The following is a 12,095-nucleotide window of genomic DNA, read 5'->3' as shown; positions in this document are numbered from 1 at the left end:
GCGTCACTCGACCAGGCTGCGGGCCCGGTCGATGTCGGACGGGTTGACCGCCTCGAGCGAGCCGAAGATGCTCACGGCCTGGTAGTACGTCCAGGCCAGGCTGTAGCAGGCCGGCCGGAGGACCGAGCTGTACGTGGCGCACTTGCGCTTGAGGTCGGCGTAGAACATGTTGTCCAGCCGGGACTTGTTGGCCGAGAACGCGCCGAGGTCCTTGTAGTTGCGGTAGCCGAAGTCGTGGTGCCAGCAGGCGTTGGTGAAGTTGAAGCCGAGGGGGTTGTCCGGGCTGGACGAGCAGTAGTCGGTGGTCCAGTCGAAGCCGTAGCTCGCCCACGGCGCGCGGTCGAGCCGGGCGTCGTTCCAGGCGGTGGTGCTGGTCGCGGTGGTCTGGGTCCAGCGGGACAGGACGGTGGCCTTGCTGTCCGCCGCGGCGGAAGCGGCGGCGGAGGGGGCCAGCAGGGCGACAGCAGAGATCAGGACGACGAGGGTACGGCGGACGGACCGTTTCATCGAAACCTCCAGCGGTAGGCCGCCAGTCTTGGTTCGACGGGTTTCGACATACAAGACGATCAATGGAGATTTCCTTAACGATGCCTCAACTTACCGGTGGGTATTCCGCGGCGGGCCTGTCGTGTGCTGTCCTGGAAAGCGGTGTGGGTCCCGGCCGCTATGGTGTGAACGTGCAGGCGGCCGTTCAGTGATCCGATTACCGCTGGTCCGACAGGGACCCTTGCGGGCGCTCGCCGTACGGGTGGTCGCGGCCGTCGTCCTGGTGCTGCTCACCGTGCTGGTGATCTACATCGACCGCGACGGATACCGCGATCTCAACGAGGACGGCCTGTCCCTGCTCGACTGCTTCTACTACGCGGTCGTGTCGCTCTCCACCACCGGATACGGCGACATCACGCCGGTGACGCCCGACGCGCGGTTGGTGAACATCGTGTTCATCACCCCGGCCCGCGTGTTGTTCCTGATCATCCTGGTCGGCACGACCCTCGAGGTGCTGACGGATCAGTACCGCAAGAACATCAGGGTCACTCGGTGGAGGCGCAAGTTGAAGGACCACATCATCGTCTGCGGCTACGGCACCAAGGGCCGGGCCGCGATCAGCGCGCTGCTGGAGACGGGGTACGACAAGTCCCGCATCGTGATCGTCGAGAACCGTGAGGAGGCCCTGCGCCAGGCCGCCGCCAACGGCCTGGTCGCGATCGAGGGCAACGCCACCCGCTCGGCCGTGCTGCTCGAGGCCGACGTCAAGAACGCCAAGTCGGTCATCATCGCCACCGACAGTGACGAGGCGTCCGTGCTGATCACCCTCACGGTGCGGCAGCTGACGGCGGGCCAGGTCCGGATCATCGCGGCGGTCCGCGAGCAGGAGAACGCCGCCCTGCTCAAGCAGAGCGGCGCCCATCACGTGATCGTGTCGTCGTCGACGGCGGGCCGGCTGCTCGGCCTGACCACGACGACCCCGCCGCTGATCGACGTGGTGGAGGACCTACTGACCCCCGGCCAGGGCATGGCCCTGGCGATGCGGTCGGCGGAACGCGACGAGGTCGGCCGCAACCCGCGGGAGCTGCAGACGCTGGTCGTCGCGCTCATCCGGCGCGGCAAGGTGATGCCGCTGGGCGGCCAGCAGTCGATCACCATCGACACCGGAGACATGCTCATCTACATCCGCGACGAGGAGAACAGCGGCCTCGGCGTGGCTGTCTGATCCGTCACCACGGAACCGTCCCGGCGTCCTCGAAGAAGCCGCCGGTCGGGCCGTCGTCGGGCAGGGTCGCGAGCCGGATCGCGATCGCCGCGCCCTGCTCGGGGGTACGCACGCCCCGGAAGCCGTTGAGGTCGGTGGCGACGAAGCCCGGGCAGGCGGCGTTGATCAGGATGCCGGTGCCCCGCAGTTCCCGGGCGTACTGCACGGTGACGCCGTTGAGGAACGTCTTCGACGGCGAGTACGCGACGGCCACCGGCCCGGTCGTGGTCTCGCCGGCGGGCCCGGACTGCCGGGTGAGGGAACCGACGCTGCTGGACATGTTCACGATCCGCGGCGACGCCGAGCGGCGCAGCAGCGGCAGCATCGCGTTAGTCACCCGGATCACGCCGAGCACGTTGGTCTCCACGACCGTCCGGATGGTGCCGAGGTCCACCCGGGTCGGCTCCTGCGGCCGGCCGCCGGTGATGCCGGCGTTGTTGACCAGCGCGTCCAGCCGGCCGGCGCGCTCCTCGACCAGCCGGGCGGCGGCGGCCACGCTCGCGTCGTCGGTCACGTCCAGCGGCACGCCGAACGCGTCCACGCCGCCCGCTCGCAGTTTGTCCACCGCGGCTTCCCGGCGAGCGTCGTCGCGGGCGCCGACGCCGACGCTCCAGCCGCGGGCGCCCAGGCCGGCCGCGATCTCGTACCCGATTCCCTTGTTCGCGCCGGTGACCAGCGCGATCCTCTGCTCGCTCATGCGCCGATCCTGTCCGGGGGCCGGCGGCCCACCAACACCGTCTCGGTGGGCATCAATACCCGGGGGGTATCGGGGGCGGTAGCGTGCGGGCATGGAGACGAGGGAGCTGCGGTACTTCATCGCCGTCGCCGAGGAGCTGCACTTCGGCCGGGCCGCGCGGCGGCTCGGGATCGCGCAGCCGCCGCTGTCCCGGGCGGTCGCGCAGCTGGAACGGCGGCTCGGGGTGGCGCTGCTGGAACGCACCAGCCGTACCGTCACGCTGACCGAGGCCGGCGCGGTGCTGCTGGCGGAGGGCCGGGCCGCGCTGGACGCGGTCGAGGCCGCCGACCGCCGTACCCGGCGCGCCGGCCGGGCCCCGGACGGCCCCGGGCTGGTGCTGGTCACCAAGGCCGGAGCATCCGGCGAGCTGCTGGCCAAACTGCTCGAGGCGTACGCCGCGGAGCCCGGCGCGGCCACCGTCGACGTGCTGCTGTGCGGGATCGGCGAGCAGGAACGGTTGCTGCGCGACGGGCGGGCCGACGTGGGCCTGCTGCACCTGCCGTTCGACTCGACGGCCGGCTTCGACACCGAGGAGCTCCGCACCGAGGGGCAGGTGGCTGTCCTGCCGGCCGGGCATCCGCTGGCCGCCCGGTCCGAAGTGCGACTGGCCGAGGTGACCACGCTGCCCGATCTGCCGCTGCCGCGCTGGCCCGGCCCCGACGGGAGCTACCCGGACGGATCCGGCCCGCAGGCCCGGGACAGCACGCAGCTGCTGCAACTGATCGCCCTCGGCCGGACCACGGCGGTCCTGCCCGAGTCGACCCGGGCCGACCTGCGCCGCGACCTGGCCGCGGTGCCGGTGGTGGACGCACCCCCGGTCACCACGGTGATCGCCTGGCCGCCGCACAGCCGCTCGCGGGCCCTGGCTGGCCTGATCCGCACCGCGACCCGCCTCTGAGGGGCGGGCGCCCGCGGTCCTAGAGGATGGTCCAGGTGTCGCCGGCGTTGAGCAGTTCGCCCAGCATCTGCTCCGGCGTCCCGGTGACCTGCGCCTTCGCGTCCTCCAGCTGCTTACGGATCAGCTCGTCGTAGGAGGGCCGCTGGACGTTGCGGAACACCCCGATCGGCGTCGTACCCAGATCCGAGCCCGACAGCCGGCTCAGCGCGAACGCGTACGCCGGGTCGTCGACCGTCGCGTCGTGCACCACGGGGGTCTCGCCGGACAGCTCCGCCGACGGGCGGACCGACAGGCCGAACGCGCCGGCCGGGTGCACCACCGAATACTGCTGCTCCGCGCCGAAGGTGATCGGCTCGCCCTGCTCCAGCCGGATCAGGTGGTCGTCGCGGGTGTTCGGGTCCTTGAGCACCTCGAACGCGCCGTCGTTGAAGATGTTGCAGTTCTGGTAGATCTCCACGAACGCCGAGCCCTCGTGCTGGGCCGCCGCGCGCAGCACCGACTGCAGGTGCTTGCGGTCCGAGTCGATCGTGCGGGCCACGAACGTCGCCTCCGCGCCCAGCGCCAGCGACAGCGGGTTGAACGGCGAGTCGGCCGAGCCGGCCGGGGTCGACTTGGTGATCTTGCCGAGCTCGGAGGTGGGGGAGTACTGCCCCTTGGTCAGCCCGTAGATCCGGTTGTTGAACAGCAGGATCTTCAGGTTGACGTTGCGGCGCAGCGCGTGGATCAGGTGGTTGCCGCCGATCGACAGCGCGTCGCCGTCGCCGGTCACGACCCAGACCGACAGGTCCGGGCGGGACGCCGACAGCCCTGTCGCGATCGCCGGCGCGCGGCCGTGGATCGAGTGCATGCCGTACGTGTTCATGTAGTACGGGAAGCGCGACGAGCAGCCGATGCCCGACACGAAGACGGTGTTCTCCCGGGCGATGCCCAGCTCCGGCATGAACTGCTGGACCGCGGCCAGGATCGCGTAGTCACCGCAGCCGGGGCACCAGCGGACCTCCTGGTCCGACTTGAAGTCCTTGGCCGTCAGCTTCACGGGGGTCAGGGGAATCGTCGGGCTAGCCATTCTTGACCACGTCCTCGAGCATGTTCTCCAGCGTGGCGGCCGTGAACGGCAGGCCGCTGACCTGGTTGAAGGGAACCGCGTCGATCAGGTACCGGGCCCGGATGACGTGGGCCAGCTGGCCCAGGTTCATCTCCGGGATGATCACGCGGTCGTAGGCCTTGAGCACCTCGCCGAGATTGGCCGGCAGCGGCGCCAGGTGCCGCAGGTGCGCCTGGGCGATCGGCAGCCCGCGCTGGCGCAGCGCCCGGCAGGCGGCGCCGATCGGGCCGTACGTCGAGCCCCAGCCGAGCACCAGCACCCGCGCGTTCTCGTCCGGGTCCTCGACCGCGACGTCCGGCACCGGGATCGACTCGATGCGCTCGGCCCGGGTGCGGACCATGAACTCGTGGTTGGCCGGGTCGTAGGAGATGTCGCCGGTCTTGTCGGCCTTCTCGAGGCCGCCGATCCGGTGCTCCAGGCCCGGCGTGCCGGGGATGGCCCACGGGCGGGCCATGGTCTCCGGATCCCGCAGGTACGGCAGGAAGCGCCCGTCCTCGCCGTTCGGTTCGGTCGTGTACGCCACCGAGATGTCGGGCAGGTCGTTGACCTCGGGCAGCAGCCACGGCTCGGAGCCGTTGGCCACGTAGTTGTCCGAGAGCAGGATCACCGGCGTGCGGTACTTCAGCGCGATCCGCGCCGCCTCGATCGCGGCGTGGAAGCAGTCCGACGGCGACTTCGGGGCGATGACCGCCAGCGGGGCCTCGCCGTGCCGGCCGTACAGGGCCATGTTGAGGTCGGCCTGCTCGGTCTTGGTCGGCATGCCCGTGGACGGCCCGGCCCGCTGCACGTCGACGATGACCAGCGGCAGCTCCAGCGCGATGGCCAGGGAGATCGTCTCGCCCTTGAGCGCGACGCCGGGGCCCGAGGTCGTGGTGACGCCGAGCGCGCCGCCGTACGAGGCGCCCAGGGCGGCCCCGACCGCGGCGATCTCGTCCTCGGCCTGCATCGTGGTGATGCCGAACCGCTTGTGCTTGCTCAGCTCGTGCAGGATGTCCGACGCCGGGGTGATCGGGTACGCGCCCAGGAACACCGGCAGCTTGGCCCGCACGCCCGCGGCCACCAGGCCCAGCGCGAGCGCCGCGTTGCCGGTGATGTTGCGGTAGGTGCCCGGCAGCATCTTGGCCGGCTTCACCTCGTAGCGCACCGAGAAGTCCTCGGTCGTCTCGCCGAAGTTCCAGCCCGCCCGGAAGGCCGCCTTGTTCGCCGCCACCAGGTCCGGGCGCTTGGCGAACTTGCGCTCCAGGAACCGGATGGTGGACTCGAACGGGCGCGAGTACATCCAGCTCAGCAGGCCCAGGGCGAACATGTTCTTGGCCCGTTCGGCGTCCTTCTTGGCCACCCCGAGCTCGGCCAGCGCGCCGATGGTCATCGAGGTCAGCGCCACCGGGTGCAGGGCGTAGCCCTCCAGCGAGCCGTCCTCCAGCGGGCTCACCGCATACCCGACCTTGGCCAGGTTGCGCTTGGTGAACTCGTCGGTGTTGACGATGATGTCCGCGCCCGGCGGCAGGTCGCCGAGGTTCGCCTTCAGGGCCGCCGGGTTCATCGCCACCAGCACGTTGGGTGCGTCGCCGGGGGTGAGGATGTCGTAGTCGGCGAAGTGCACCTGGAAGCTGGAGACGCCCGGCAGCGTGCCGGCTGGTGCGCGGATCTCCGCCGGGAAGTTCGGCAGCGTCGAGATGTCGTTGCCGAGCTGTGCGGTCTCCGACGTGAACCGGTCGCCGGTGAGCTGCATGCCGTCGCCGGAGTCGCCGGCGAAGCGGATGACCACACGATCGAGCTGCTCGACACGCTTCGCGGGAGCGCCCACGTTCCAACCTCCTGAGGGAGCCGGCCGGCGGGTACGCACGTCGATGAGCCGGCCCGCAATAGTCACTTCCAGCCTACGTCGGCACTCCTTACCGTCGTGGGGACGGGTGCGTGTCCGACTTCAGACCGTTGACCACAGTAGCCAGGTGAGGCTTACCTGGGCCAACCGAGTTCAAACTTCGGTCGCTAGGCTGCGGCCGTGCAGGGCTATCTGGGTTCGTACGCCACGCTGGGGCTGGTGCTCGCCGCCGGCGTGCTGGTCTTCGTCGCCGCGTTCGGGGCGAACAAGCTGCTCCGGCCCGCCCGCCCGGCCGAGCCGGTGGGCAAGCGGCTGACCTACGAGAGCGGCGTCGACCCGGTCGGCGGCGACTGGGCGCAGGCGCAGATCCGGTACTACGTCTACGCGTACCTCTATGTGCTCTTCGCCGTCGAGGCGGTCTTCCTGTTCCCGTGGGCGGTGGTCTTCGACCGCCCCGGATTCGGCCTGCTCACGGTCGCCGAGATGGGCGTTTTCGTGGCGGTTCTCGCGCTCGGCATCGTCTACGCCTGGCGCAAGAAGATCCTTACCTGGACCTGACGCCCCTCGATCGGCGGCCGGCGTTTCCGGCCCGGCGGGGTGGCGGGCTCGCACACCCGCAGCGGTCGTGCCACGATCGTGCCCATGGGCCAGCTTCTCCTCTTCGTCGTCGTGGCGTTGGTCGTCGCGGCGATCGTCTTCGGTGTGACCGTCATGGTGAGCGGCGGCGACCCCGGACTGACGCCGGTCGAGCCCGACGGCAAGTCGCTGCCGCTGCCCAGCGACCGCCCGCTCGGCGAGGAGGACGTGTTCCGGACCCGCTTCGACACCGCCTTCCGCGGCTACCGGATGGCGCAGGTCGATCAGGCGCTCCAGCGGGCCGCCTATGACATCGGTTACAAGAGCGAGCTGATCGGCGTGCTCGAGGCCGAGGTGACGGCGCTGCGCGAGGGCCGGACAACCGACGCGGACGTGCTGCGCCGGGCCCGGGAGGCCGCGGTGGCTCCGCCGCCCGCCGAGCCGGTCGTGGTGCCCGACGTCACCCCGCCGGACGACAAGCCCGCCGGCCAGCCCGCCGCCGGCGCCGCCGCCGAGGGAGCGCCCGCCGCGGGCCAGCCCGCCGCGCAGCCCACCCGCGCGGCCGGTGACGAGGAACCGGCGGAGAGCCGATGAGCGCGCCCGGCCCCGTCGACGGGCTCGGCGACGCCGCGACCCCCGGCACCGGCGAGGTCACCGCGACCGTCATCGTCAACGCGCCCGCCGCCCGGGTCTTCGCCGCCTTCACCAACTGGGAGCGGCAGTCCGACTGGATCCCCCTCACCAGGGTGCGGGTGGTCGAGGGCGACGGCGGTGAGGGCAGCCTGATCGAGGCGATCACCGGGTTCGGCAGCGCCGCGCTGCGCGACGAGATGCGGGTGGTGCGGGTCGACGCGCCGTACGAGGTCCGCGTCGTGCACTGCGGCAAGGTCCTGCGCGGTCCCGGCGCGATGCGCTGTACGGCGATGGCCGGCGACCGCACCCAGGTGGTCATGCACGAGTGGTTCCACCTGCCCGGGGGCGCCGCCACCCGGCTCGCCTGGCCGCTGATCTGGCCCGGCTCGAAGCTCAGCCTCAAGGGCGCGCTGAAGAAGTTCGGCCGCCTGGTCGAGCAGGGCCGCCTGCCCTGAGTTCCTGTCAGAGGTGCCTCGTACGGTGCTCGGCATGACCGATGTGACCGACGCCGGGCTGGTGGTGGGCGCGGACGGCCTGGCCCGGTGCGGCTGGGGCGGCAGCACGCCCGACTACCTGCCCTATCACGACCTCGAGTGGGGACAGCCGGTCCGCACCGACGACGCGCTGTTCGAGCGGATGACCCTGGAGGCGTTCCAGTCCGGGCTCTCCTGGATCACCATCCTGCGCAAGCGACCGGCCTTCCGGGCGGCGTTCGCCGGCTTCTCGATCACCGCGGTGGCGGCGTTCTCCGAGGCGGACGCGACCCGGCTGATGGCCGACCGGGGCATCGTCCGCAACCGGATGAAGGTCGACGCGGCCCTGCACAACGCCCGGGTGGCCGCCGACTTGCCGGACGGGCTCGCGGCCCTGCTCTGGTCCCATGCCCCGGCGCCGCGGCCCCGCCCGGCGACCGGCGCGGACGTCCCGGCGACCACGCCGGAGTCGATCGCCCTGGCCAAGGACCTCAAGCGACGCGGCTTCAAGTTCGTCGGGCCGACCACGGCCTACGCGCTGATGCAGGCGACCGGCATGGTGGACGACCACCTGGCGGGCTGCTTCGTCCCGCCGGCCCGGGCCTGAGGTGATCAGCGCCGCTCTGCCAGGGTTCACCCGGCCGCCCTGGCCCGGGGATCCCCGCGGCGTTCTCCAGCCTCAGCGGCTCACTCAGGCCGCCGCGAGGCCTGGCTGAGCGCCGGCCCGGTCACCCCGGCCCGAGCCAGCGCCGGGCGCCGCGCCGGCGCGTGATGAGATGGTCCCCATGGCGCAGTGGGCGGTGATCATTCCAGCGGATCGGTGGGCGACCGAGCGGTTGTTCCATCACGACACCCTGACCGTGGCGGGACTGGCCGGGGTGCGACCGGCGGCCGATGAGCGGGTCCTGCTGGTCGCCGGCGAGGAGGCGCCACGGGTGGTGGCGCTGGGCGTGGTGGCTGCCGCGCCCGCCCGGCGGGGTGCGCACGGCGAGCCCGAGCTGGCGATCCGTTACACCCGGCGCTCCTTCGACGCGCCGGCGCCGGCCGAGGGGCTCAAGCTCGCCGAGCCGGTGACCGAGGTCGACGACGAGCTGTTCGAGCGGCTGGCCGCCCCGCTGCACGCCGGCCCGGACCGGCAGACCTGGCTGGTCAGCCTGGACCTGCCGATCGAGGCCGCCACCCCGGCGGACGCGGTGCGGCAGTTCTGGTCGTACGCGCTGGAGCTCGGCCCGGCCGAGCTGCCGACCTTCGTCTCGCCGTCCGGCGACGAGCTGGCCATGCAGGCCTTCGTGCTCGGCGAGCCGGCCAACCAGGATCCGGAAGAGGACGAGGACGACGACTAGCACGGGCCCGGAGCGTGTGCTCCGGGCCCGTTCGGTTACTGCGGGAGTCAGCCGCCGAGGCTGCTCGCCGCCGAGGCGATGGTCGCGGCGAAGTAGCTCACCTGGGTGTAGACGCCGGGCTTGTTCGGCCGGGCGCAGCCGTCGCCCCAGCTGACGATGCCGACCTGGATCCAGGCGTTGGCCGCGTCGCGGCGGAACATCGGGCCGCCCGAGTCGCCCTGGCAGGTGTCCACGCCGCCGGCGGCGTAGCCCGCGCAGATCTCGTTGCTGGCGATGATCTGGCCGGCGTACATCGAGCTGGAGTTGCAGGTGGCGTCGCTGACGAACGGCACGGTCGCCTTGCGCAGGTAGCGCTGCTGGCCGCCGCCCTCGGTCGCCGCGCCCCAGCCGGCGATGGTGAACGTGCCCGAGTCGTACGCCGTGGTCCTGGCGATGGGCAGGGTCGCGAGGCCGGTCACCGGGCTGGACAGGCGGATCAGCGCCCAGTCCTTGCCGTTGCCGTTGTAGCCGGGCGCCCGGTAGACGTAGTTCGACCGGCGGGTGACCTTGCTGGTCGAGTTGAGGTCGACGACGCCGACGGTGGCCGTGATCGACGTGTTGGTGCCGGTGCCGTTCACGCAGTGGGCCGCGGTCAGCACGAGGGTCGGGCTGTAGAGCGCCCCGCCGCAGCCCATCGACAGCCGGACCATGAACGGGAACTCGCCCTGCGTGGCCGTGGTGCCGCCGACGACCATGTCCGGGCCGTCGGGAGCCGCCGCCGCGGGCGACGACTGCATCAGGGTGCCCATCGCGGCCACCGTCAGAGCGGCCGCCGCCCCGCCCAGGATCCTGCGCCACCTTGCCATTCGGAACCTCCCCAGCCCGAGATGCGCCCTGCGGCTGCACCTCATCTCGATGGGGGAGAGTCAAACATTTACCTGCATAGATGCGGGTATCCCGAAATGCTCATATCGCCGGCACCACCCCGCAGGAAGAATCACCGTCCGCCGAAGGTCGGCTTCTCCTTGGCCACGAACGCGGTCACCGCGGCCTTGTGGTCGGCGGTGGCGCCGCAGATGGCCTGCGCCTGGGCCTCCGCGGCGAGCGCGTCGGACAGCGACCCGGCCGTGCCGATGGACAGCTCCCGCTTGATGGCCGCGTACGCCACCGTCGGGCCGGCCGCGAGCCGGGCGGCGAGCTCCTGCGCCGCCGGCAGCACCTGCTCGTCGTCGGGCAGCAGCTGGGTGAGCAGGCCGTAGTCGTAACTCTCCTGGGCGCGCAACGGCTGGGCCAGCAGCAGCAGCTCCAGGGCCCGGGCCCGGCCCACCAGGTGCGGCAGCGACCACGACACGCCGGTGTCCCCGGCCAGGCCGACGTTGGCGAAGGCCATCAGGAAGGTGGTGCGGGGACCGCCGATGCGGAAGTCGGCCAGCAGGGCCAGCGACGCGCCGGCGCCGGCGGCGGTGCCGCGTACCGCCGCGACCACCGGCTTGGGCAGGCTGGCCAGCCGCTGCGCGATGGGGTTGTAGTGCTGCCGCACGGTGTCCAGTTCGGTGGCGCCCTTGTCCAGGTCGCGGGCGTGCTCGCGGAGGTCCTGGCCCACGCAGAAGGCCCGGCCGGCGCCGGCCAGCACGACCGCCCGCACCGACCGGTCGTTCTCGATGGCCGCCAGCGTGTCCCGCAGGGCCTCCTTGAGATCGACGTCGAGGGCGTTCATCGCCTCGGGCCGGTTGAGCGTGAGCGTGACGACAGCGTCGGTGCGGTCGACGAGCAAGGAGTCCGTCTTCAGCCCGGTCAGCGACGGCGGGTGGGGCGGTTGGATGGCTGTCATGGCTCTGAGAATCCCATACGGCCGCCGCGGGAGACCGACGCCAGGCATCTCTCGACGTAGCGGTCGGCGGCCGGCCGCAGCCGGGCGGCGTGCCGGTCGAAGAAGGTCGCCGCGCTCGTGCCCGGCCAGTGCGGCGGGAGCAGGGAGGCGGGCAGCTGCGGGTCGCGGAACAGGAACGAGCGCCAGGCGTGCACGAGCTGGAAGCGGGCGGCGTACGCCTCCTCGTCGGTGCTGCGCGCGTTGACCGCGGTGACGGTCGGGCGCTGCGCCGCGATGAACTCCTCGTACGCCCGGCCGATCTCGGCCAGGTCCCACGCGCGCCCGACGATCTCCGCGGCGCCGGTCGCGCCGGCGGCGTGGCTGGCGCTGAACCGTTCGTAGGCGACCCCCGCGTCGGCCAGGACGGCGTCCACCTCGTCCGCGGCGCGCGGGGCGACCCAGCCGAATTCCCCCAGCATCCCGTAGCCCAGAAAAGTCAGGCGTTTGGCCTCCTTGCGCGGCACCGGGGCGTGCGTGAGGACCAGATCGAAGCGCCCGTCCCAGCCGTTGCGCCCGGTCCGGTAGATCCGGGCCGCGGCCTCGTCGAGCCGGCGCGCGGCCTTCGGGGTGAGCAGATAACCCGGGCCGGAGACCAGTCGCATAGGGTGCAACCAGCCCTGACGCACCATGCGGGACACCGCCGTGCGGACGGCGGGCGGTGCGATGCCGACCGGCGCGAGCAGCTTGACGAGCGCGGCGACGGGCGCGCGGCCACCCCTCGGGCGTAGATAGTCGCCGTAGAGGTCGAAGAGTGCCGACCGCGCCTGCATGACCGCACATTGTGACAGCCCGAAAGGCGATATGCTAGACGCTGTCACATCCGCCCGGGCTGGGTTTGGGTAAGCCGGTGTTCATCAGGGAAAATGTTTGATCGGCACGGTGGGCCGCGTCGGACGACGTCGGGCGA

At 71.7% G+C, this 12,095-nt stretch carries 14 protein-coding genes; 7 read left to right on the top strand and 7 right to left on the bottom strand.

Features of this window, described 5'->3' with window-relative positions; all coding sequences use genetic code 11:
• Positions 1-3 precede the first annotated feature (3 nt).
• Positions 4-507, bottom strand: a complete 504-nt coding sequence (locus tag Ani05nite_RS19030; protein WP_203769985.1) for a phospholipase — start codon at positions 505-507, stop codon at positions 4-6.
• 187 nt (positions 508-694) lie between these two features.
• Here Ani05nite_RS19030 and Ani05nite_RS19025 point away from each other — a divergent pair, with 187 nt between their 5' ends.
• Positions 695-1,711 carry a potassium channel family protein gene (locus tag Ani05nite_RS19025; protein ID WP_203769983.1) on the top strand — a complete coding sequence of 339 codons (1,017 nt, stop codon included), beginning with the start codon at positions 695-697 and terminating at the stop codon, positions 1,709-1,711.
• 4 nt (positions 1,712-1,715) lie between these two features.
• Here the strand turns inward: Ani05nite_RS19025 and Ani05nite_RS19020 are convergent, their stop codons facing one another.
• Positions 1,716-2,447 (bottom strand): SDR family oxidoreductase, encoded by a 732-nt coding sequence (locus Ani05nite_RS19020; protein WP_203769981.1) that lies wholly within the window; start codon positions 2,445-2,447, stop codon positions 1,716-1,718.
• 91 nt (positions 2,448-2,538) lie between these two features.
• Here Ani05nite_RS19020 and Ani05nite_RS19015 point away from each other — a divergent pair, with 91 nt between their 5' ends.
• The gene (locus Ani05nite_RS19015) at positions 2,539-3,384 is read left to right on the top strand and encodes a LysR family transcriptional regulator (RefSeq protein ID WP_203769980.1); all 846 of its coding nucleotides are present in this window, start codon (positions 2,539-2,541) and stop codon (positions 3,382-3,384) included.
• Between the two features lie 19 nt (positions 3,385-3,403).
• Here Ani05nite_RS19015 and Ani05nite_RS19010 read toward each other — a convergent pair whose 3' ends face one another.
• Both Ani05nite_RS19010 and Ani05nite_RS19005 read right to left on the bottom strand, forming a co-directional pair.
• Positions 3,404-4,450 carry a 2-oxoacid:ferredoxin oxidoreductase subunit beta gene (locus tag Ani05nite_RS19010; protein WP_203769979.1) on the bottom strand — a complete coding sequence of 349 codons (1,047 nt, stop codon included), beginning with the start codon at positions 4,448-4,450 and terminating at the stop codon, positions 3,404-3,406.
• Positions 4,443-6,296, bottom strand: a complete 1,854-nt coding sequence (locus Ani05nite_RS19005) for a 2-oxoacid:acceptor oxidoreductase subunit alpha (RefSeq protein ID WP_203769978.1) — start codon at positions 6,294-6,296, stop codon at positions 4,443-4,445. The genes Ani05nite_RS19010 and Ani05nite_RS19005 overlap by 8 nt, the downstream gene beginning before the upstream one ends.
• A 198-nt stretch (positions 6,297-6,494) precedes the next feature.
• Between Ani05nite_RS19005 and ndhC the strand changes: the two genes are divergently transcribed.
• The 5 genes from ndhC (at position 6,495) to Ani05nite_RS18980 (ending at position 9,339) form a co-directional block, all read left to right on the top strand.
• On the top strand, positions 6,495-6,872 hold the full coding sequence (ndhC, locus tag Ani05nite_RS19000; protein WP_203769977.1) for an NADH-quinone oxidoreductase subunit A: 378 nt from the start codon (positions 6,495-6,497) through the stop codon (positions 6,870-6,872).
• Positions 6,873-6,956: 84 nt separating this feature from the next.
• The gene (locus Ani05nite_RS18995; RefSeq protein WP_203769976.1) at positions 6,957-7,484 is read left to right on the top strand and encodes a DivIVA domain-containing protein; all 528 of its coding nucleotides are present in this window, start codon (positions 6,957-6,959) and stop codon (positions 7,482-7,484) included.
• Positions 7,481-7,978, top strand: a complete 498-nt coding sequence (locus tag Ani05nite_RS18990; protein WP_203769975.1) for an SRPBCC family protein — start codon at positions 7,481-7,483, stop codon at positions 7,976-7,978. The genes Ani05nite_RS18995 and Ani05nite_RS18990 overlap by 4 nt, the downstream gene beginning before the upstream one ends.
• A gap of 34 nt (positions 7,979-8,012) precedes the next feature.
• Positions 8,013-8,603: a DNA-3-methyladenine glycosylase I gene (locus tag Ani05nite_RS18985; protein WP_203769973.1), complete on the top strand. Its 591-nt coding sequence runs from the start codon at positions 8,013-8,015 to the stop codon at positions 8,601-8,603.
• A gap of 178 nt (positions 8,604-8,781) precedes the next feature.
• Positions 8,782-9,339, top strand: a complete 558-nt coding sequence (locus Ani05nite_RS18980) for a hypothetical protein (protein ID WP_203769972.1) — start codon at positions 8,782-8,784, stop codon at positions 9,337-9,339.
• A 47-nt stretch (positions 9,340-9,386) separates the two neighbouring features.
• On the opposite strand, the gene Ani05nite_RS18975 is transcribed toward Ani05nite_RS18980, so the two are convergent.
• The 3 genes from Ani05nite_RS18975 to Ani05nite_RS18965 all read right to left on the bottom strand — a co-directional run bounded on the left by Ani05nite_RS18975 (position 9,387) and on the right by Ani05nite_RS18965 (position 11,958).
• Positions 9,387-10,184 carry a serine protease gene (locus Ani05nite_RS18975; RefSeq protein ID WP_203769971.1) on the bottom strand — a complete coding sequence of 266 codons (798 nt, stop codon included), beginning with the start codon at positions 10,182-10,184 and terminating at the stop codon, positions 9,387-9,389.
• A 131-nt stretch (positions 10,185-10,315) separates the two neighbouring features.
• Positions 10,316-11,149, bottom strand: coding sequence for an enoyl-CoA hydratase-related protein (locus Ani05nite_RS18970; protein ID WP_203769970.1), 834 nt, complete (start codon positions 11,147-11,149; stop codon positions 10,316-10,318).
• A complete protein-coding gene (locus tag Ani05nite_RS18965; RefSeq protein ID WP_203769969.1) occupies positions 11,146-11,958 on the bottom strand; it encodes a PaaX family transcriptional regulator in 813 nt (270 codons plus the stop codon). Before Ani05nite_RS18965 ends, Ani05nite_RS18970 begins: the two co-directional genes overlap by 4 nt.
• Positions 11,959-12,095 lie beyond the last annotated feature (137 nt).

The organism is Actinoplanes nipponensis (assembly GCF_016862275.1).
Lineage (GTDB): Bacteria > Actinomycetota > Actinomycetes > Mycobacteriales > Micromonosporaceae > Actinoplanes > Actinoplanes nipponensis.
The sequence above is the reverse complement of the archived record's forward strand: the minus strand, read 5'-3'. Positions and strand labels throughout refer to the sequence as shown.